22 protein-coding genes and 1 pseudogene are annotated in these 18,885 nt (G+C 60.2%); 4 read left to right on the top strand and 19 right to left on the bottom strand.

Features of this window, described 5'->3' with window-relative positions:
- Positions 1-12: 12 nt before the first annotated feature.
- From infB to pip, 6 genes are all read right to left on the bottom strand, one after another.
- Positions 13-2,487 carry a translation initiation factor IF-2 gene (gene infB / locus ACR3EN_RS06690; RefSeq protein ID WP_480823299.1) on the bottom strand — a complete coding sequence of 825 codons (2,475 nt, stop codon included), beginning with the start codon at positions 2,485-2,487 and terminating at the stop codon, positions 13-15.
- Positions 2,488-2,495: 8 nt separating this feature from the next.
- On the bottom strand, positions 2,496-3,119 hold the full coding sequence (locus ACR3EN_RS06685; protein WP_480823297.1) for an RNA-binding protein: 624 nt from the start codon (positions 3,117-3,119) through the stop codon (positions 2,496-2,498).
- Positions 3,120-3,141: 22 nt separating this feature from the next.
- Entirely contained in the window at positions 3,142-4,755 is a 1,614-nt protein-coding gene (gene nusA / locus ACR3EN_RS06680; RefSeq protein ID WP_480521730.1) for a transcription termination factor NusA, read from the bottom strand.
- Entirely contained in the window at positions 4,755-5,345 is a 591-nt protein-coding gene (rimP, locus tag ACR3EN_RS06675) for a ribosome maturation factor RimP (protein ID WP_152459779.1), read from the bottom strand. The genes nusA and rimP overlap by 1 nt, the downstream gene beginning before the upstream one ends.
- A gap of 159 nt (positions 5,346-5,504) precedes the next feature.
- A complete protein-coding gene (locus ACR3EN_RS06670) occupies positions 5,505-6,317 on the bottom strand; it encodes an ABC transporter substrate-binding protein (protein WP_480870831.1) in 813 nt (270 codons plus the stop codon).
- Complete coding sequence (gene pip / locus ACR3EN_RS06665) at positions 6,314-7,291, bottom strand: prolyl aminopeptidase (RefSeq protein ID WP_480870833.1); 978 nt, start codon at positions 7,289-7,291, stop codon at positions 6,314-6,316. Before pip ends, ACR3EN_RS06670 begins: the two co-directional genes overlap by 4 nt.
- 48 nt (positions 7,292-7,339) lie before the next feature.
- On the opposite strand from pip, the gene ubiG reads away from it, so the two are divergent.
- Positions 7,340-8,086 carry a bifunctional 2-polyprenyl-6-hydroxyphenol methylase/3-demethylubiquinol 3-O-methyltransferase UbiG gene (gene ubiG, locus ACR3EN_RS06660; protein WP_480823289.1) on the top strand — a complete coding sequence of 249 codons (747 nt, stop codon included), beginning with the start codon at positions 7,340-7,342 and terminating at the stop codon, positions 8,084-8,086.
- A 2-nt stretch (positions 8,087-8,088) separates the two neighbouring features.
- Here ubiG and ACR3EN_RS06655 read toward each other — a convergent pair whose 3' ends face one another.
- Genes ACR3EN_RS06655 through ACR3EN_RS06640 form a run of 4 tightly spaced genes read right to left on the bottom strand, consistent with a single transcriptional unit; the run spans position 8,089 to position 10,398 of the window.
- Positions 8,089-8,529: a MarR family winged helix-turn-helix transcriptional regulator gene (locus ACR3EN_RS06655; RefSeq protein ID WP_480732813.1), complete on the bottom strand. Its 441-nt coding sequence runs from the start codon at positions 8,527-8,529 to the stop codon at positions 8,089-8,091.
- Between the two features lie 15 nt (positions 8,530-8,544).
- Positions 8,545-9,375 carry a carbon-nitrogen hydrolase family protein gene (locus tag ACR3EN_RS06650; protein ID WP_480823287.1) on the bottom strand — a complete coding sequence of 277 codons (831 nt, stop codon included), beginning with the start codon at positions 9,373-9,375 and terminating at the stop codon, positions 8,545-8,547.
- Positions 9,375-9,632 carry a glutaredoxin 3 gene (grxC, locus tag ACR3EN_RS06645; protein WP_050605571.1) on the bottom strand — a complete coding sequence of 86 codons (258 nt, stop codon included), beginning with the start codon at positions 9,630-9,632 and terminating at the stop codon, positions 9,375-9,377. Before grxC ends, ACR3EN_RS06650 begins: the two co-directional genes overlap by 1 nt.
- Positions 9,633-9,669: 37 nt before the next feature.
- A complete protein-coding gene (locus tag ACR3EN_RS06640; RefSeq protein ID WP_480823284.1) occupies positions 9,670-10,398 on the bottom strand; it encodes a ComF family protein in 729 nt (242 codons plus the stop codon).
- Positions 10,399-10,414: 16 nt separating this feature from the next.
- Between ACR3EN_RS06640 and ACR3EN_RS06635 the strand changes: the two are divergent.
- Together ACR3EN_RS06635 and hemH are read left to right on the top strand one after the other, a co-directional pair.
- Positions 10,415-11,243, top strand: a pseudogene (locus ACR3EN_RS06635) (methyltransferase domain-containing protein).
- Between the two features lie 56 nt (positions 11,244-11,299).
- Entirely contained in the window at positions 11,300-12,349 is a 1,050-nt protein-coding gene (hemH, locus tag ACR3EN_RS06630) for a ferrochelatase (protein WP_480823280.1), read from the top strand.
- Positions 12,350-12,431: 82 nt separating this feature from the next.
- Here the strand turns inward: hemH and ACR3EN_RS06625 are convergent, their stop codons facing one another.
- Together ACR3EN_RS06625 and ACR3EN_RS06620 are read right to left on the bottom strand one after the other, a co-directional pair.
- Positions 12,432-12,614 (bottom strand): hypothetical protein, encoded by a 183-nt coding sequence (locus ACR3EN_RS06625; protein ID WP_480823278.1) that lies wholly within the window; start codon positions 12,612-12,614, stop codon positions 12,432-12,434.
- A gap of 139 nt (positions 12,615-12,753) precedes the next feature.
- Positions 12,754-13,353, bottom strand: a complete 600-nt coding sequence (locus ACR3EN_RS06620) for a L,D-transpeptidase (protein ID WP_480823276.1) — start codon at positions 13,351-13,353, stop codon at positions 12,754-12,756.
- A 168-nt stretch (positions 13,354-13,521) separates the two neighbouring features.
- On the opposite strand from ACR3EN_RS06620, the gene dalA reads away from it, so the two are divergent.
- Positions 13,522-14,037: a divisome-associated lipoprotein DalA gene (gene dalA, locus ACR3EN_RS06615; RefSeq protein ID WP_480823274.1), complete on the top strand. Its 516-nt coding sequence runs from the start codon at positions 13,522-13,524 to the stop codon at positions 14,035-14,037.
- 68 nt (positions 14,038-14,105) lie between these two features.
- Here dalA and ACR3EN_RS06610 read toward each other — a convergent pair whose 3' ends face one another.
- From ACR3EN_RS06610 to ACR3EN_RS06580, 7 genes are all read right to left on the bottom strand, one after another.
- Entirely contained in the window at positions 14,106-14,570 is a 465-nt protein-coding gene (locus ACR3EN_RS06610; RefSeq protein WP_480823272.1) for a PTS sugar transporter subunit IIA, read from the bottom strand.
- Between the two features lie 57 nt (positions 14,571-14,627).
- Complete coding sequence (gene hpf, locus ACR3EN_RS06605; RefSeq protein ID WP_480823270.1) at positions 14,628-15,191, bottom strand: ribosome hibernation-promoting factor, HPF/YfiA family; 564 nt, start codon at positions 15,189-15,191, stop codon at positions 14,628-14,630.
- 247 nt (positions 15,192-15,438) lie between these two features.
- A complete protein-coding gene (gene lptB / locus ACR3EN_RS06600) occupies positions 15,439-16,197 on the bottom strand; it encodes an LPS export ABC transporter ATP-binding protein (RefSeq protein ID WP_480823268.1) in 759 nt (252 codons plus the stop codon).
- On the bottom strand, positions 16,197-16,688 hold the full coding sequence (locus tag ACR3EN_RS06595) for an LptA/OstA family protein (protein ID WP_480823266.1): 492 nt from the start codon (positions 16,686-16,688) through the stop codon (positions 16,197-16,199). The genes lptB and ACR3EN_RS06595 overlap by 1 nt, the downstream gene beginning before the upstream one ends.
- A 3-nt stretch (positions 16,689-16,691) precedes the next feature.
- Positions 16,692-17,291 (bottom strand): LPS export ABC transporter periplasmic protein LptC, encoded by a 600-nt coding sequence (lptC, locus tag ACR3EN_RS06590; RefSeq protein ID WP_480823264.1) that lies wholly within the window; start codon positions 17,289-17,291, stop codon positions 16,692-16,694.
- Between the two features lie 12 nt (positions 17,292-17,303).
- Positions 17,304-18,266, bottom strand: coding sequence for a KpsF/GutQ family sugar-phosphate isomerase (locus ACR3EN_RS06585; protein ID WP_480823262.1), 963 nt, complete (start codon positions 18,264-18,266; stop codon positions 17,304-17,306).
- The gene (locus ACR3EN_RS06580) at positions 18,263-18,877 is read right to left on the bottom strand and encodes a ribonuclease D (protein ID WP_480531610.1); all 615 of its coding nucleotides are present in this window, start codon (positions 18,875-18,877) and stop codon (positions 18,263-18,265) included. The genes ACR3EN_RS06585 and ACR3EN_RS06580 overlap by 4 nt, the downstream gene beginning before the upstream one ends.
- Positions 18,878-18,885 lie beyond the last annotated feature (8 nt).

Raw genomic sequence — 18,885 nt, 5'->3', positions numbered from 1 at the left:
TTTTACCAGAGCTTAGTCGAGCGTCCGGGTGACTTCTTCGCGCTCGAAAATCTCGATCACGTCGCCCGCGCGGATATCATCGTAGTTCTCGAACGCCATACCGCATTCCTGACCCGACTGAACCTCGTTCACTTCGTCTTTGAAGCGTTTGAGCGTTTTCAGCGTGCCTTCGTGGATCACCACGTTGTCGCGCAACAGACGGACGCCAGCCGAGCGGCGGGCAACGCCTTCGGTGACCAGACAACCAGCAACCTTGCCGACGCCGGTGACCTTGAAGACTTCGCGGATCTCCGCGTAACCGATGAACTTTTCGCGGATCTCCGCGCTCAGCAGGCCGGATGCGGCCGCTTTCACGTCATCCACGAGGTCATAGATCACCGAGTAATAGCGGATCTCGACACCTTTCTGGTTCGCGGTGTTCCGTGCCGATGCGTTGGCACGGACGTTGAACCCGAAGATCGGCGCGCCCGAAGCTTCGGCCAGACCCACGTCGGTTTCGGTGATTGCACCAACGCCCGAATGCAGCACGCGCACGCGCACTTCGTCGTTGCCGATCTTTTCCATCGCCTGAACGATGGCTTCGGCAGAACCTTGTACGTCGGCCTTCATCAGAATCGGCAGCTCGGTGACGTTTTCGTCTTCCTTGGCCTTCTGCATCAACTGCTCAAGGGTGGTCGCGGCACCGGCGGCGGCGCGTTTGTCCTTGGCGGCTTGCTCACGATACGCGGCAATCTCACGGGCCTGCGCTTCGGTTTCGGTCACGTTCAGAACGTCGCCCGCTTCGGGTGTGCCGTTGAGACCCAGAACCTCTACCGGAACCGAGGGGCCAGCTTCCTTCACGCGGTCGCCCTTGTCGTTGATCAGAGCACGGACCTTACCGTACTGCTCACCGACGACAAAGATATCGCCCTGACGCAGCGTGCCGTTCTGAACCAGAACGGTGGCCACGGGGCCACGACCCACATCCAGCTGAGCCTCGATCACGGCACCCTGGGCGGCGCGGTCGGGGTTTGCTTTCAGTTCCAGAATCTCGGCCTGCAGCGCGATGGCTTCCAGCAGTTCATCCAGACCCTGACCGGTGATGGCAGAGACTTCGACGTCCTGAACCTCACCCGACATTTTCTCGACGATGACTTCATGCTGAAGCAGATCGGTACGCACCTTGTCCGGATTCGCGTCCGGCTTATCAACTTTGTTGATCGCCACGATCATCGGCACTCCGGCCGCTTTGGCGTGGTTGATTGCCTCGATCGTCTGCGGCATCACCGCGTCGTCAGCCGCAACAACCAGAACCACGATATCCGTGACCTGAGCACCGCGCGACCGCATCGAGGTAAAGGCCGCGTGGCCCGGCGTATCCAGGAAGGTCAGCGTGGTGCCGCCATCGGTTTTCACCTGATAGGCGCCAATGTGCTGGGTGATGCCACCCGCTTCACCAGCCACAACGCGCGCGTCGCGGATTGCATCCAGCAGCGAGGTTTTACCGTGGTCAACGTGGCCCATGATGGTGATGACCGGCGGACGCGGCTGAAGGTCCTCGTCCTTGTCCTCGACCTCTTTGATGACGTCTTCCACGTCCGAATCAGAGACGCGGGTGACCTTGTGGCCAAATTCTTCGATGATCAGCTCGGCGGTGTCAGCGTCGATGGTCTGGTTCTGCGTGACCATCATCCCCATCTGCATCAGCGATTTGACAACGTCAGCGACACGCTCGGCCATACGGTTGGCCAGTTCCGAGACCATGATCGCCTCGGGCAGCTGCACGTCGCGGATCACCTTTTCCCGCTCGACCGTGCCGCCCATGGCTTTCTGACGCGCACGCTCCTGCTTGCGCTTCATCGCAGCCATCGAGCGTTGGCGGTTGCCTTCGCCGCCGGTGGCCTGACCAAGTGTCAGCTTGCCCGAGCGGCGGTTGTCGTCACGGCCCTTGCCACGGCCACGCTGCTCACGCTCGCGATCCTGCTTGCGCGGAGTCGCTGCGGGGGCCGGCTTATTGGCCGGCGCGCGTGCGGCTTTGGGCTCTTCCGGCGCAGGGGCCGCAGCAGCACGTTTGGCAGCTTCTTCTGCCTCAACGCGCTTACGTTCTTCTTCTTCGGCCTTGGCGCGGGCTTTTTCTTCAGCCTCGCGCTGCTCGCGCTCTTTGGCCTCTTGCTCGGCCCGGCGGCGGGCGCGTTCTTCTTCACGCGCCTTTTCTTCAGCCTCGCGGGCGGCGGCCTCTTCGGCCTCACGGGCCTTGGCGGCCTGCAGCGCCTTCAGGCGGCGGTTCATCTCGGCGTCGGAAATCCCGGCAGGACGGCGCGACGGATCACCCGAAGGCGTTGCACCGCCGCTCGGCTTTCCGGCACCCGGCTTGGGGACCACCACGCGTTTGCGCTTGGTTTCCACCACGACATTCTTGGTGCGTCCGTGGCTGAAACTCTGTTTCACATTTCCGGGGCGTGCCCCGCCACGAAGACCCAATGTCTTTTTGCCGTCACTATCGCTCATAAAGCTTCTTACCCTTCCGCGCGGCCCTTGCCGCCGTCATCCGTTTCGCGCAAGCCACGCAGGCGCTGCGCTTCCTCTACAACACGTTTGGCGAGTCCGCCAGAGGCCAACGCCGCATGAATCACGGTTTGGCGCCCAAATGCCGCCCCCAGCTCATCCGCGGTCAGCCAGCCGATGTATTTGCCGAAGTGCGGCGTGCTGAGTTTCGACTTGCCGCGCCCCGATCCATCGCTGGCCTGAATCAGCACGCTTGCCTCTTCCCGGTCCAGCCACGTCTTGACCTTTTCATACCCGGCGACCGCGTCACCGGATTTGCGCGCCAGGCTGAGCAGTTCAACCACACGGCGCGCGATCTGTTTTTCGACCTCATCCGTCAGGTCCTTCGACGCGCTGACCTGCGCCTTGAACCCGCGCGAGAACAGTTTCTTGCCGACGGCCTTATCCAGCGCGGCGCGATCCGCCGCCACATAAACCCCGCGCCCCGGCAGTTTCGCCGCGACATCCGGATAGACCTGACCATCCGGCCCCGTCACAAAGCGGATCAGCCCGTATTTGGGCTGAACCTCGCCCGTGGCGATGCACTTGCGCTCGGGGCCTTCCGACCGATCCTTATGGACGCCACCGCGACCCATGTGCGCCACCCGAGGCCTGCGATCAGGCCTCGACCTCCTCGTCTGTTGCTTCGCCGTCTTCTTCGGCCTGCTCCAGTTCAGCCGGATCGACCCAGCCCAACATGATGCGCGCCGTCATGACCAAGTCCTGAGCTTCTTCCAGCGTCACGCCGAAAGGTTCCAGAACACCATCATCCTTGATGCGCTCGCCATCAACTGTGGTCCAGCCACCGGCCAGTTCCCAGTCGGCACAGGTTGCGAAGTCTTCCAGCGTCTTCACGTCGTCCTTGGCCAGCGCTTCTACCATCTGGGGCGTCAGGCCTTCAAAGTCAATAAGGCTGTCTTCGGCACCCAATGCACGCGCCGCATCAAGCGCCGCCTTGGCCTGTGCTTCCAGGAATTCGCGCGCGCGGGTCTGCAATTCCTGCGCGGTGCCTTCGTCCACACCGTCGATGACCAGCAGTTCGTCGATCTCAACATAGGCCACCTCTTCGAGGTTGGTGAAACCTTCCGAGACCAGCAGCTGGGCAAAGAATTCGTCCAGATCCAGCGTTTCCATGAACAACTGGGTGCGGGCTTCGAATTCCTTCTGGCGACGCGCCGATTCTTCGGCTTCGGTCATAATGTCGATGTCGAGACCGGTCAGTTGGCTGGCCAGGCGCACGTTCTGACCACGGCGACCGATGGCGAGGCTCAGCTGCTCTTCGGGCACCACAACTTCGATCTTGCCCGCTTCTTCGTCCAGAACCACCTTAGAGACCTCGGCGGGCTGCAGCGCGTTCACCAGGAAGGTCGGCTGATCTTCGTTCCACGGGATGATGTCGATCTTTTCGCCCTGCAGCTCGTTCACAACGGCCTGCACGCGGCTGCCGCGCATACCAACGCAGGCACCGACAGGGTCGATCGACCCATCATAGGAAATCACGGCGATCTTGGCGCGCGAGCCAGGGTCACGGGCCACGGCCTTGACCTCGATGATGCCGTCATAGATTTCCGGCACTTCCATCTTGAACAGCTCGGCCATGAATTCCGGCGCGGTGCGCGACAGGAAAATCTGGTGCCCACGAACCTCGCGGCGCACCTCTTTGATGTAGGCGCGCACGCGGTCGTTGGGGCGATAGCTTTCGCGACCGATCTTGTCGTTGCGGCGCAGAACGGCCTCGGCACCGCCCAGATCGACGATGACATTGCCAAACTCTTCGCGTTTGACCGCACCGTTGATGATGGTGCCTGCGCGATCTTTGAATTCTTCGTACTGACGGTCACGTTCCGCTTCGCGCACCTTCTGCAGGATCACCTGCTTGGCGGATTGCGCCGCAATACGACCCATTTCGACGGGAGGAACTTCTTCCACGAAGACGTCGCCGACCTCAGGGTTTTCCATGTACTGCTTGGCCTGTTCGACGGTGAACTCGGACTGGTAGTTCTCAAGCTCTTCATCCTCGACCACGGTGCGGACGCGGGTGAATGTCGCTTTGCCGGTCTTGCGGTCGATGGACACGCGGATGTCCATCTCGGCCCCGTAGCGGCTCTTGGCGGCACGGGCGAGCGATTCCTCCATCGCTTCGACAACCAGACCGGGGTCGATCATCTTTTCGCGGGCCACAGCCTCGGCGGTCTGCAGCAGCTCCAGCTGGTTGGCTGAGGTGATTGCCATCAGTTCGTCTCCTCTTCGGACCCTTCGGTCTCAATCTCGTCGAAAGCGTTTTCGTTCAAGGCACCAGCATCTTTACGCTGGCGCAGCATTTCCTTGATCAGATCATCGGTCAGAACCAGCTTGGCGTCGCTCAGCCAGTCAAATTGCAGACCGATGGTGATCGTCTCATCCCCCTCGGGGATGTTGATCAGAACCTCATCCCCTTCGATCCCGGCCAATTCGCCCTTAAAGCGACGGCGGCCGTCGATCAGCTCGGCGGTTTCGATCTTGGCCTCATACCCTTCGAAGGTCTCAAAGTCCTTGAGACGGGTTAGAGGGCGGTCGATGCCGGGGCTGGAGACCTCAAGCGTATAGGCATCCAAAATCGGGTCCTCGACATCCAGCGTAGCGCTGACGGCGTTGGAAATCTCGGCGCAGTCATCCACTTCGATGCCGCCATCGGGCTTGTCGGCCATGATCTGCAGCGTGGTCTGCTTGCCGCTCATCAGGCGGATACGCACAAGCTCATACCCCAGGTCCTCGATCACGGGGGTGATGATCTCGGCCAGTCGCCGGTCGATGGCAGCTTTGGCTATCAGGTCATTTGTCATTCGGGTCTCTACCCTGTCGTCGGGCACAAAAAAACGGGCGCGCGGCCCGTCGTATTTTCCGGTGGAGCCTTGGACCAGAAGTCCAACGCGCCGCTGTTAAAGATGCATATACGCAGGAGTTCCCGAGTCTGCAACCCCCGGCGTAAAACGTGATCGGATTTACGCCAGCCACCACCGTTCGGCGATGCGCCCATCGTCCAGCGCAGCCTTACCAATCTGGCGCGGCATCCCGACATGGGCGGCCACAGCCAGTGCCATGTCGGCCTGCGATGGATGATACCGCAGGCCCCGCTGCGCAATCAGGTCCTCGCCAGCAGGCAGTGCCGCGATATCCACGTAGCCATCGCGCAACGCCTCGGCCCGCACCTTGGCGTCCGGGATCACGATGATCTCGATCGTATCGGCCCAGCCCGCCGATCCGGCCTTGTAGTGATCGGCCACGCGCCGCGCGCGGAAATGACGCTCATCCTCGGCCCGCTCGACCCGGTAACAGCCAGTACCGTTGGCTTGCGCCAGCGGCGTCACGCCATCGCGCGCAATGACGAACTGAGCCTCTGACAACAGGAATGGCAGGCCCGGATTGCTTTCGGCCAATTGCAGCCGCACTTGGTGCGGGGCTATGGCCTCGGCGCGGCCAACCTCACCCAGAACGGCCAGAACATCTGTGATATCCAGCTTGGTGCCATCATGGAACATGACATCGTCGCGCAGATCAAAACTCCAGACCCGGGCGTCAGCGTCGGTTTGCCAACCCGTCGCAAGCTCTCCGCGCAACGTGCCGTCAGGTGCAATCTCGGTCAGCGTGTCAAAGGCCGCACCCCGCGCCACGCGTTCCAGACTGTTGTCACGCGGCACCGCCAGACGCAGCGTGCCGCCCTGTTTCGGCGTATCAGCCAAAGACGCCCCTGTGGCCGCCAGCAGCGCAGCGGCAGCACCCGAGGCAAACAAGGCACGACGGTCGATCCGGGTCATGTCACCCCCTCGGCCACGCGATCCATGATCCGGACCAGCTCGGCGCTGATGCCGGGTTCAGACAGGGCGTGGCCAGCATGGCGTACCATCTTCAGCTCGGCATTGGGCCAGCGCTGCGACAGGTTCCACGCGGCCTGCGGCGGGCAAATCATGTCATAGCGCCCCTGCACGATATGGCCGGGGATATCGGCGATACGGTCCATCTGATCCAGAATCTGGCCATCGTATTCAAGAAAGGCGGTATTCGTGAAATAGTGATTCTCAAGCCGCGCAAAGGTGCGCGCATATTCCCCAGGGCTTTCTCCAACCGACCCGTTGGTGTGGATCGAGGCCAGCGCGTTTTCCCAATGTGACCACGCCCGGGCATAGAGGATTTCGGTCGCGCGATCCCCCGAGAACAGGCGTTTGTTGTAAGCGGCGATCGCATTGCTCACCTCATGCTCGGGTAGCAGCGAGGTGAACTTGGCCCATTGTTCGGGCCAGAACTTGCCCGCACCGCCGCCATAGAACCAGTCAAGCTCGGCCTGCGTGGCCAGAAACACACCGCGCAGCACCAGACGGTTGACCCGGTCAGGATGGGTCTGCGCATAGACCAGCGCCAGAGTCGCCCCCCAACTGCCGCCGAACACGATCCAGTCCTCGATGTCGAACAGCTTACGCAGACGCTCGATATCCGCCACCAGATGCCAGGTCGTGTTGTTCTCGACCGAAGCCGTAGGGCGCGACCGGCCACACCCGCGTTGATCAAACAGAATCACCCGATAGGCTTTGGGATCGAAATACCGCCGCATCGCAGGGCTGCAGCCACCGCCGGGGCCACCGTGCAGGATGACCACCGGAATCCCGTCGGGATTGCCGCATTGTTCCACGTAAATACGGTGCCCATCGCCCATATCGACCATGCGCTGATCGAAAGGATCGATCGGCGGGTACAGATATTGAACTGCGCGCTTTTGGTCCGGGTACTTGTCCATTATGGCCCTATATAGTCCTTAGACGTAAAAGAGCACACGGAGACAGGAATGCAAGCGCATCCGAACACGGTAGACCCGTCCGAGATCGCAAAATTTGAGGCGATGGCGGCTGAATGGTGGGATCCTCACGGGAAATTCAAGCCGCTGCACATGCTGAATCCGTGCCGTCTGGACTATATCACCCAGCAAATCGCGGGGGAGTTTGACCGCGATCTGAAGGCAACCAAGCCATTTGACGGCCTGCGCTTGCTGGATATCGGTTGCGGCGGCGGGCTGCTAAGCGAACCGATGGCGCGTCTGGGTGCCACGGTCGTGGGCGCCGACGCCGCCGAGCGCAACCTGCCCGTCGCCCGCATCCATGCCGAGCAATCGGGCTTGCAGATCGACTATCGCCACACCACCGCCGAGGACATGGCCGCCGCGGGTGAACAGTTTGATGTGGTGCTGAACATGGAGGTGGTCGAGCATGTGGCCGATCCACTTGGTTATCTCAGAGCCACGCAACAGTTGCTAAAACCCGGCGGGTTGCAGGTGTGCTCGACCATCAACCGCAACCCGAAATCCTATGCCATGGCCATTTTCGGAGCCGAGGTCGTCATGCGATGGCTACCCCGCGGCACACATGAATGGAACAAGTTCATCACGCCGGATGAGCTGTTCGACCTGCTGCGCCAAGCCGGGCTGGAGCCGGTGGACCGCAAGGGGTTCGTCTTCAACCCGATCCTGTGGAGTTGGTCGATCTCGGACCGGGATTTGAGCGTGAATTACGTGACGGCGAGTGTGAAGCCGGGCTGAGACTACTCCCCCTCCAACTGCAACCGCAAATCCCGCAGCACGGGCAGCGTGCTGCGCACCCGCTCCAGCCCCAGCTCTCCGACCACGCGGTTGATCAGTGGGGCAATCGAGGAAATTGCCTGATCGCGTGCGCGGCGGCCAGCGGGGCTGATCGCCACCATCTTGCGGCGGGCGTCGTCCCAGTCGGGGCGGATGTGGATGTATCCGGCCCATTCCAGCTTGGCCAAAGTGTTGGTCATCGCTCCGCGCGTGACGTGGAAGGTGCTGGCCAGTTGTGCAGGCGTCCGCTCGTCGCCGACATACACAAGATGGTTCAACACCGAGAAATGCGAGATTTCCATGCCCTTGGGCAGCACCCGGCTCAGCCGGTTGCGCAACAATTGGTCTGCAGTCAGAATCTCGCTGAACAGCGTGACCGCAAGGGCGTTTTTCTCGTCCGTCATTAGTCCGGTTCTGGATCAGGGCCCGTCAAAGGGCCGCACGTGCTGCAATGAGGGCACGCGGCGGCGCGCCTCTGTCACAGAACTATCATCCAAATCGAAAATGTGAATGCCCGGATCGGTGCCTGCGTCGATCAGCACCTCTCCCCACGGGGCGACAACCATGCTGTGACCGTGGGTGTAGCGTGTTTTGCCGCGCGTCTTGGGGTGCTCTCCGGTCTGCGCGGGGGCCAGCACCCAGCAGCCAGTCTCAATCGCGCGCGCTCGTAGCAGTGATTGCCAGTGTGCTGCACCTGTCACGGGCGAAAACGCCGCCGGAACCGTCAAAATTCGCGCACCCGCCTGCGCCAAAACGGCATAGAGATGCGGAAAACGGATGTCGTAGCAGATGGTCAGACCGACCTTGCCGAAATCGGTCTCGGCAATCACCGCTTTCGCGCCGGGGCGATAGTTTTTTGACTCGCGGAAGGTCTCGGTTTCCGTGACCTGCACGTCGAACATATGGATTTTGTCATACCGCGCCACGATCTGCCCCCGCGGGTCGATCATGAAAGAGCGGTTGGCAAAGCGCCCATCGGAATCGTGCGTTTTGATGCCCAGAGACCCGATCAGCAACCAAACGCCGAGCGCAGCGGCCTGCTGACACAGGCCCACCAGCGTGATGTCATCTTCTTCGTGCTGCAAAACCGCGCGCTGCCGCGTGGTGCTGGTCGAGACGCAGTTCGTTACTTCGGGCGTCAGGATAAAGCGCGCGCCCCGACCGGCCGCCTCGGCCATAAGGGCGCGCACCGTATCCAGATTTTCAACCGGGTCGTCCGACGAGGTGATCTGCAGCAGAGCGGTCTTCATCAGGCCGCCAGCAAACGATCCAGTTTGCCCTGACGCTCAAGCTCATAAAGGTCATCGCAGCCGCCTACGTGCTGCGTACCGATGAAGATCTGCGGCACGGTGCGTTTGCCACCCGCGCGCTGGATCATCTCGGGCTTACGCTTGGGATGCATCAGCACATCGACTTCCTTGAACTCGACGCCTTTCTGCTTCAGCAGGCGCTTGGCCGCGTGGCAAAAGCCACATAGCGGCGAGGTATAGATTTCTACGGGTTTCATATTCCGTCCCTTTGCGTTTCACACAATCTTGGGCGAATTAGGCATCCTTGGCAACGCGCGCCAGAGCCAACACGAAAATATGATTTGCCCCTGCGGCCTGACACACACGGGTGCATGCCGCCAAAGTCGCACCCGAGGTCATCACGTCATCGACCAGCAAAACATCCCGCCCCCTGATGTGGTGTGTTCGTCGCGGGTGGATGGAAATGGCATCCTGCAGGATCGCCGCCCGCTCTTGCGCGGTTTTTCCGTCCAAAACCGGCGTACGACGGGTACGCTGCAGAAGGTCAGGTATACAGTCCAGCGCGACCTCTTGCGCAAGATGCTGCGCCAGCAGAGCCGATTGGTTGTAACGCCTTTTCAGCAGACGCGACCAATGCAGCGGAACCGGAGCGATCAGCATATCGGGGCGCAGCAACGCCTGTCCTGCATGCGCCAGCCACCGCGCGGCGGGGCGCGCCAGTTCGGGCCGGTCACCATGCTTCAGCGCCAGTATCAGGGACCGCGCCTTGCCTTTGTACAGCAGTGCCGCCCGCCCCGCGCGCCATGGCCGGGATGCCCCGATGCAATCATCGCAGTCGATCCGAAACCCGTCCCGTTCCCCAATAACCGGTACACCACAGCTTTCGCAAACTGTGCCGCCAATAAACGGCGTATCGCGCCAGCAAGGTCCGCAGAGACCGAAATCGGTACCCGTCAGCGCACCGCACCCCATGCATCGGGGTGGGTAGATAAGCTGGATAGCGGTTTGAATCCGCCGCGCCATGCGATACTTGCGAGCTATGAAACTGCCCGAACCCACTGCACCCTCGTTGTTTGACCGCGCCGCCATTCGGCTGCGCCGCGCGCGCGCGCGACGAAGCCTTGTTCCTGCACCGCGCCGCCGTCGATGAGGTGCAGGATCGGCTCTCCATGGTTAACAAAGTGTTTATGGCCCCTGCGATCGTGAGTCCTTTTCCGCAGGTCTGGTCCGGTGTTTTTCCCGATGCGGTGAATGTCGAGGATGAAGATGTTCTGGCCCTGCACCCCGGCACACATGATCTGGTGATCCACGCGATGGCGCTGCACAGTGCCAATGATCCAGTGGGGCAGATCATCCAATGCCACCGCGCCCTGAAACCCGACGGCCTGTTGCTGGTCCTGTGCCTGGGCGGAGAGACCCTGCACGAGTTGCGCGCCGCGCTGGGACAGGCCGAGATCGAGGTGTCCGGTGGCCTGAGCCCTCGAATCGCACCCATGGGAGAGCTTCGCGATCTTGGGGCTCTTCTTCAGCGGGCCGGGCTGGCGCTGCCGGTGGCAGATGCCGTCCCCCTGACGGCGGAATACCGCGATCTCTGGCACCTGATGCACGACCTGCGCGCCATGGCAGAAACCAACGCCCTGTCAGGCCGGCTGAAAAAGCCGACACGGCGCGCGGTCTTCGACACAGCTCAGCGCATCTATGCCGATCACTTCACCGCGCCCTCGGGGCGGCTGACCGCTACATTCGAGATGATCTGCCTGACCGGCTGGTCCCCCGATGACAGCCAACCCAAACCCCTGCGCCCCGGATCGGCCCAGATGCGTCTGGCGGATGCACTGAAAACCGAAGAAGGCAAACTGCCCGATTGACGACCGGACATTTCCCGTTATCTCAGCCCGGAACACGAAAATTCAGGAAGCTTCATATGTTTGACGCCACTCGCCCGATGCATGCACCGACCGACCACCCAAAGGTCAAGATGGGGCGCGTCGGCATTCTACTGGCCAACCTGGGCACGCCGGACGATTACACCTATTGGCCCATGCGCCGGTATCTGAACGAGTTTCTTTCGGACAGGCGGGTGATCGACTATCCCGCCTGGAAGTGGCAACCGATCCTGCAGGGGATCATCCTGACCAAACGGCCGTTCAGTTCAGGCGCCGCCTACAAGTCGATCTGGAACCACGACAAGGGCGAAAGCCCGTTGATGACGATCACCAAAGACCAGACCGCCAAGCTGCGTCACGCCATGCAGGAGCGGTTCGGAGATCAGGTCATGGTCGATTTCTGTATGCGCTACGGCAACCCTTCGACCCCTTCGAAAGTGCGCGAGATGGTGGCCGAAGGCTGCGACCGCATCCTGTTCTTCCCGCTCTACCCGCAATATGCCGGGGCCACGACAGCGACGGCCAATGATCAGTTCTTTCGCGCCCTGATGGCTGAACCATGGCAACCGGCCAGCCGAACGGTTCCTGCCTATTTCAGCGAACCGGCCTATATCGACGCGCTCGCAGGCTCGGTCGAGCGCGCATATGCAAAGATGGAAACAAAGCCGGATATCCTGGTGTGTTCCTATCACGGAATGCCCGAGCGCTATCTGAAACAGGGCGACCCCTATCACTGCCAATGCGTGAAAACCTCGCGGCTGCTGAAGGAACGGTTGGGATGGTCGGATGATCAGTTGATCTCGACCTTCCAGTCGCGGTTCGGACCCGAGGAATGGCTAAAACCCTATACCGTCGATCACGTGGCCGATCTGGCGCGACAGGGGAAGAAGAACATTGCGGTCATTGCCCCTGCGTTTTCCGCCGATTGCATCGAGACGCTGGAAGAGATCAACGAAGAGATCAAAGAAAGCTTCGAAGAAGCGGGCGGCGAATCGTTCACCTATATTCCCTGCCTCAACGACGACGACACGCATATCGCGGCACTGGGTAAGGTGATCGAGGATAACCTGCGCGGATGGCTCGACTGACGCGTTCCGCGATGTGTTATGCGGACATGAAAAAAGGCGGTGGAAAGCTCCACCGCCTTTTCTCTGGTATAATGCTCGTCAATTAGCTTGCGGCAACAGCTGCAGCAACGATAACCAGCAGGATCAGCGGCAGGATGATGCCCTGCGACGAACCTTGGGTTTCTTCGACGACAACAGGTGCTTCAACAACCGGCTCTTCCAGGTTGCCAGCATATGCGGTCGAAGCAGCAGCAGTCAGAGCAGCGGCGAGAACGAGTTTCTTCATATTAACCTCCAGAATTTGCACGATTCCAAATAGCGAAACCGCACATCTAAGACTTACCTCGTGAGTTTTTCTAATCAGCTATCCCCATGGATTGCAATTGTAACTTGCGCCACAAGCGGGTTCGTGCGCGAAAATGTCGTCAAATTAGCAACACTTGCGTGCCAACATTGGCCATTCCGAACAGCTCGGCGATATCTTCGTTGAACAGCCCGATGCACCCGTTTGACGATCGACGCCCGATTTTGCGCGTATCATGCGTGCCGTGAATGCGATAATACTTCCAGCTTAAGTACAAAGCGTGCGTTCCCAATGGGTTATCCGGCCCCGGAGGAATGTAGTCCGGCCATTCGGGGTTGCGTTTTTTCATCGACGGCGTGGGCGACCAGCTTGGCCCTTCGACCTTGCGGATGACGCTTGTGCGTCCACGGCGGGTCAGTTCTTCGGTCAGTGGAACCGAAGAGGGGTAGAGTTTGTACACTGTTTGGTCTTCTGACCAATAATGCAGCGCCCGCGAAACGGTATCGACCAGAATGGCGCCATTCCTGGTATTCGAGAAATAGGGTTGCCAGTCCAAAGCGCGAAAACCCGAGACGTTGCGGCGTACGGGCGGCTCAGGCTCGGGGGCGGGGCGTAGCGGGTCGCCGGGTATGTACTGTGCCAGCGCAGGTGACGCGAGGCTGGCCGAAGCTGCCGCCAGGAATACGCGGCGGGTCGGGGTCACAATCGGTTTCTTGACCATGTCGAACGGTCCTTTGCTAAGGTCAAATGCAAATTCTGGCACATTTTATGGCCAGAATGCTTCAGTCGCAAATCAAACCGGCAGATTCACGCAAGCTGAGGCGATTGTGCATTTGCCCCCGGCCTGTAAGCGCGGTATTTCCCTTGAAACACAGAATTCAGGCCGATCATGACACGTATTCTTTCTCTTCTGACGATTTGCATCCTCGCTTTGGCCGCTTGTACCGATTCGAGCACGACCGCGATTGGCGCGGATGGCAGACCGCTTCCATCCGTCTATAAAATTCGCGGAAACCCCGAGAAACTGCAGTTCCGCATGTTGGACTCGGTAAACGCACTGCGGCAGGCCTCGGGGCTGCAACCTGTACAGTTGAACGCACAGTTGAATGCGGCGGCGGCCACCCATTCCAAGGATATGGCGCGTCAGAACCGCCCTTGGCATTTCGGGTCGGACGGGTCATCACCCATCGATCGTGCCGCGCGCGTGGGCTATTTCGGAACCTTCCTGGGCGAGGCGATCTCGGAAACCTTTGAAACCGAGACCGAAACACTGGCAGCCTGGATGCAAGAGCCCGGACCGCGATCGGTCATCATGGACCCAAAAGCCACTCAGATGGGATTTGCCTGGCATCAAGAGAGCGGCGGCAAAATCTGGTGGACCCTTGAGATGGGCACCGGTGGCTGAAGACCCGCAGCAGAAAATGACAAAGCCCCCGACGATCCGGGGGCTTTTTTTCGTCCTGCAGCCTGCGTTTAGGCAGCCTGCATGGACTGTGCTTCGGTCAGAATCGCATAGAGTTTCACCGGATCTGGGTTGGCTCGCAGCTTGGCGCAGACAGTCTGTTCGCGCAGCGTGCGCGACACCAAGGCCAGCGCCTTGAGATGCTCAACGCCCGCCTCTTCGGGGGCAAAAAGCGAAAAGGCCAGATCTACCGGCTGCCGATCGACCGATCCGAAATCGATAGGTTTTTCCAACATCACGAATACGCCTGACACCGCCTCAAGTTCGGACAATCTGGCATGCGGCAACGCCACACCGTGGCCAACACCTGTGGGCCCCAGACTCTCGCGTTCAAGCAAGCTATCGACGACGGCTTGCGCATCCAGTCCCAGCGTCGCGGCGGCGACATCGCCGATTTCCTGAAACAACCGCTTTTTGCTGGACGCGGCGGATAGCACGCGCACGGCTTCGGGCTTCAGAATGCTCGAAAGCTCCATCATTTTGCTCCTGGGCCATGCCCCCGCAGCCGGGGGCAGGCCAATAGTTCTTGCCTGTTACGGATCAATCCACCCGATATTACCGTCCTCTCGACGATAAACGACATTCAATCCGTCCTTATTCTCATTCCGGAACACCAGCACCGGGGCACCGGCCAGTTCCATCTGCATAACGGCTTCACCAACACTCAGCGATGGGATCTTTGTTTCCATCTCAGCCACAATCATTGGCTGCAGCGATTCGGGTTCGTCGGCCGTCTCCGATTCTTCAGAAGCGAGGATATAAGAGGACGCGCCAAAGAGTTCAACCGGCTCAGAGCGATCCTTGTGGTGGTCCTTCAAACGGCGCTTATACCGCCGTAATTGTGTTTCCATCTTGTCACAGCAGCCCTCGAACGCCGCATAAATCTCGGTCGCGTGGGCCTTGGCCTGAGCCGTCAGTCCAGTCGACAGATGCACAGTGGTTTCGCATACATATTCATGCGCCGAACGGGAAAAGACGACGTTGGCGTCCGTCGGTCGCTGGGCGTATTTGCCTACAACCTCGCCCAGTTCGGTCTGCACATGGGTCTGCAGGGCCGCACCGATGTCGATCTGTTTTCCGCTGATTTGGTAACGCATGTGATCTCCTTCACAATTCACACCCATTCTGACGCCACGGTACGCGGCTGACTTGTTTTTATCGGGGGGCGCAGCACTCTGTGCGGTTGCCGCTGATCCTGCCCTTCGATGAAGGGGCATCGCGATCCAGACTGGAACCGAAGATGTGCCATAACCCAATTGAGCCAAGAGGCGACGGAAGAGTCAATCAAAACAGGTGTGTATATACCAGATTTCCGCCATGCACCCGGCGCAATTCCGCGTAAACCTATGAAATACGGAAATTTTCGCCCAGATACACCCGGCGCACATTTTCGTTTTCCACCACCTCGTCGGGGGTGCCCGACATCAGAACCTGACCGTCATGCAGGATATAGGCGCGGTCCACGATCTCGAGCGTTTCGCGCACGTTGTGGTCGGTGATCAGAACTCCGATTCCGCGCTTTTTGAGGTCTGCCACCAGCAGGCGAATGTCACCGACGCTGATCGGATCAACGCCCGCGAAGGGCTCATCCAGCAACAGATATTTCGGATCAGCTGCCAAACAGCGCGCGATCTCGACCCGGCGGCGTTCACCGCCCGACAAGGCCAGCGCAGGCGCGCGGCGCAGGTGTTCGATCGAGAAATCCGACAGCAGCTCCTCCAGCCGCTCTTTGCGGCGGTGGGCGTGTTTGACGGTGATGTCCAGCACCGAGGCGATGTTGTCCTCGACGCTCATACCGCGGAAGATCGACATTTCCTGCGGCAGATAGCCGATGCCAAGACGGGCGCGGCGATACATCGGCAGGGTGGTCACATTCTGCCCGTCGATGGTCACTGTCCCGGCCTCAGGAAACACCAGCCCGGCAACCGAATAGAAAGTCGTGGTCTTGCCCGACCCGTTCGGACCCAGCAGCGCCACCACCTCAGACCGGTCCAGCGTCATCGAAACGTCGCGGATCACGGTTTTCTTGCGATAGGATTTCCGCAGCTTTTCGATCTTCAGGCCAGACATCCCTTGGGCGACAGACAGGTTCGGGCGGTTCATCAGTTCTGACCCTGCTGCAGGATGGTTTTGACGCCCCCCGACATGGTCGCGGTGCCAGTGGTCAGGTTCGCAATCATCTGGTCCCCGCTGATGATACTGGGGCCTTGGGTCAACAATACGTTGCCGCGCATCTCAATCACACCGGACTCGATCGTATATTCGGCCCAATCACCTTCGGCTGCGTCCGGTGGGCTGATCAGAACCACATTTTCCGTGGCTTCCAGCCGTTCTATGGCCGACCGCTCCTCATTATAGATCACCAAAACACGCTCGGCGGTCAGGCGCATCTCACCCTGGATGACGATCACATCACCCAGAAACTCGGCCGAGCCATTTTCCTGATTTACGTTCAGCGTCTCCGACGTCACCTCGACCGGCAAGGTCGGGTCGGCTTTGACGGCTCCGAAGGCAACCTGCGCCTCTTGCGCCGAAGCGGGCGCAATCGTGAGGGTCAGAGCGAAACACAAAGAGGCGGCACGAAAATCAAACACGGGTTATCTTTCAGCTTTTTGCGGCTCGTATATCAGCTTCACGCCATCTGTAAAAAGAATATGGACCGGGCCGTCCTTTTTTTCCGTTCCGAACGTCATGCGCCCTGCCGTAAAGTCACCAATCGGGCCGGTGCCGTCAATCTTTCCCGGGCTATCACCGCGTATTTCGTCCAGCGATGTGTTCAACAGATCGGTGGTGACCTGAATGCCGTCCGTGGTGGTGATGACCACATTACCAGAGAACGTTGCGGTGCCCTTGTCGGGCCGGACCATACCAGTGTTGGATTCCAGCGTAATCTCTCCCCCGTTGCTCAGGCCAAAGCGACCGTGAACATCGGCGGCGGTCGGGTTATCGCCCTGACCGACCTGACTGGCGCGGCGCGCTTCGACGCGAATTTCCTCGCCTTTGCGGGTGACGCCCCTATAGTCGGGCCGAGTGATCACCTGATCGGTCAATCGTTCGTCAATTTCCTGACCGGTGAACGGGACAGAGACATTGGTGTCGATGCTGCGCGACAAAAGGAACACGGTGGACAGCAGCAGGATAGCGGCCAAAGGCAGAACCACCTTCAGAAACTGTACCCATCGGGAATGGCGGTCCACCGGCGTGCCCCCTCAGCCCAGCCCGACGCGCAGGCAGTCGTGGATGTGCAACAGCCCCTGTACCGGGCCCGGCGCTTCGGGGTCTACGACGAACAGCGACGTGATCTTACGGTCGTTCATGACCGCAACCGCCTCTTCTGCCATAGCATTTGGCGCAATGGTCAGTGGGTTTTCGGTCATCACTTCTTCGGTGGTTTTATCCAGCAAACCGTCCATGTTCCGGCGCAGGTCGCCATCGGTAACGATGCCCAGCAGGCGGCCCGCTGCGTCAGTCACGCCAACCACGCCAAAGCTTTTCTGGCTCATGACCAGCAGCGCATCGCTCATGGGTGTCCCGGCAGAAACCAGCGGCAAATCCTCGTGCATTAGATCGCGCACAGTGGAAAGTTGCGCCCCAAGCTTGCCGCCGGGGTGATAGGCGCGGAAATCTTCGGGTTTGAAGTCCCGATACTTCATCAGCGCAATCGCCAGCGCGTCGCCCATCGCCAGCGTCAGCGTGGTCGAGATCGAGGGCACCATGCCGAACCCGCAAGCCTCACCCAAAGACGGGATCAGCAGATGCACGTCAGCCTGCTTCATCAACGTGCTTTCGGGTTTGCTGGACAGGCCAATCAGCGGGATGCCAAAGCGGCGGGTAAAAGCCAGAAGATTGGCCAGTTCCGGCGCCTCGCCCGAGTTCGAGATCGCCAGAACCACGTCACCCTTGGACACCATGCCCAGATCGCCATGGCTCGCCTCAGCGGGGTGCACGAAATAGGCAGGTGTCCCGGTGCTGGCGAGCGTCGCCGCGATCTTGTGGCCGATATGGCCCGACTTGCCGATACCACTGACGATGATGCGGCCCGTGGCCTGCAGGATCAGTTGCACGGCCTCGGCAAAATGTTCGTCCAGCCCTTCGGCCAGCACGTCCAGCGCGCGGGCTTCATCGGTGACAACCTGTCGGGCGGTTCTCAGAAATGCTTCGGTATCGGTCATGAGTGCGCAAAAATATCCGTTTCGGGCCAACCGGCGAGGTCCAGCTTCGCACGCATCGGCAGGAAGTCAAAACAGGCCTGCGCCATCTCGGTGCGACCTTCGCGGGCCAGCCGCCCGTCCAGAGCATCGCGCAGGCGATGCAGGTACAAAACGTCCGATGCGGCGTATTCAAGCTGCGCATCGGTGAGGGTTTCCGCGCCCCAATCGCTCATCTGCTGTTGCTTCGAGATATCGACGCCGATCAGTTCCTGACACAGGTTCTTCAGCCCGTGCCGGTCGGTATAGGTGCGCACAAGACGGCTGGCGATCTTGGTGCAATAGACCGGTGCGGCCAGCGCGCCAAACGTGTGGTACATCGCGGCAATGTCAAAGCGGCCAAAATGGAACAGCTTCAGAACATTCGGATTTTCCAGCATCGCACACAGGTTCGGAGCCTGCGTCTGCCCCTTCTCGACCTGCACGATATGGCTGTTGCCGTCGCCGCCGGACATCTGGATCACGCACAGGCGGTCCCGATGCGGGTTGAGCCCCATGGTTTCACAGTCAATGGCCACGACCGGGCCCAGATCCAGCCCGTCCGGCAGGTCATTCTTATAAAGATGGTTCGCCACGGAATTGT

The organism is Ruegeria sp. G7, assembly GCF_056535465.1.
This window is presented reverse-complemented; position numbering and strand designations above follow the sequence as displayed.

Excerpts from the sequence above, each read along its gene's own strand:
- infB (WP_480823299.1), bottom strand. The coding sequence starts at position 2,487 with ATGAGCGATAGTGACGGCAAAAAGACATTGGGTCTTCGTGGCGGGGCA.
- ACR3EN_RS06685 (WP_480823297.1), bottom strand. The coding sequence starts at position 3,119 with ATGGGTCGCGGTGGCGTCCATAAGGATCGGTCGGAAGGCCCCGAGCGC.
- nusA (WP_480521730.1), bottom strand. The coding sequence starts at position 4,755 with ATGGCAATCACCTCAGCCAACCAGCTGGAGCTGCTGCAGACCGCCGAG.
- rimP (WP_152459779.1), bottom strand. The coding sequence starts at position 5,345 with ATGACAAATGACCTGATAGCCAAAGCTGCCATCGACCGGCGACTGGCC.
- ACR3EN_RS06670 (WP_480870831.1), bottom strand. The coding sequence starts at position 6,317 with ATGACCCGGATCGACCGTCGTGCCTTGTTTGCCTCGGGTGCTGCCGCT.
- pip (WP_480870833.1), bottom strand. The coding sequence starts at position 7,291 with ATGGACAAGTACCCGGACCAAAAGCGCGCAGTTCAATATCTGTACCCG.
- ubiG (WP_480823289.1), top strand. The coding sequence starts at position 7,340 with ATGCAAGCGCATCCGAACACGGTAGACCCGTCCGAGATCGCAAAATTT.
- ACR3EN_RS06655 (WP_480732813.1), bottom strand. The coding sequence starts at position 8,529 with ATGACGGACGAGAAAAACGCCCTTGCGGTCACGCTGTTCAGCGAGATT.
- ACR3EN_RS06650 (WP_480823287.1), bottom strand. The coding sequence starts at position 9,375 with ATGAAGACCGCTCTGCTGCAGATCACCTCGTCGGACGACCCGGTTGAA.
- grxC (WP_050605571.1), bottom strand. The coding sequence starts at position 9,632 with ATGAAACCCGTAGAAATCTATACCTCGCCGCTATGTGGCTTTTGCCAC.
- ACR3EN_RS06640 (WP_480823284.1), bottom strand. The coding sequence starts at position 10,398 with ATGGCGCGGCGGATTCAAACCGCTATCCAGCTTATCTACCCACCCCGA.
- hemH (WP_480823280.1), top strand. The coding sequence starts at position 11,300 with ATGTTTGACGCCACTCGCCCGATGCATGCACCGACCGACCACCCAAAG.
- ACR3EN_RS06625 (WP_480823278.1), bottom strand. The coding sequence starts at position 12,614 with ATGAAGAAACTCGTTCTCGCCGCTGCTCTGACTGCTGCTGCTTCGACC.
- ACR3EN_RS06620 (WP_480823276.1), bottom strand. The coding sequence starts at position 13,353 with ATGGTCAAGAAACCGATTGTGACCCCGACCCGCCGCGTATTCCTGGCG.
- dalA (WP_480823274.1), top strand. The coding sequence starts at position 13,522 with ATGACACGTATTCTTTCTCTTCTGACGATTTGCATCCTCGCTTTGGCC.
- ACR3EN_RS06610 (WP_480823272.1), bottom strand. The coding sequence starts at position 14,570 with ATGGAGCTTTCGAGCATTCTGAAGCCCGAAGCCGTGCGCGTGCTATCC.
- hpf (WP_480823270.1), bottom strand. The coding sequence starts at position 15,191 with ATGCGTTACCAAATCAGCGGAAAACAGATCGACATCGGTGCGGCCCTG.
- lptB (WP_480823268.1), bottom strand. The coding sequence starts at position 16,197 with ATGAACCGCCCGAACCTGTCTGTCGCCCAAGGGATGTCTGGCCTGAAG.
- ACR3EN_RS06585 (WP_480823262.1), bottom strand. The coding sequence starts at position 18,266 with ATGACCGATACCGAAGCATTTCTGAGAACCGCCCGACAGGTTGTCACC.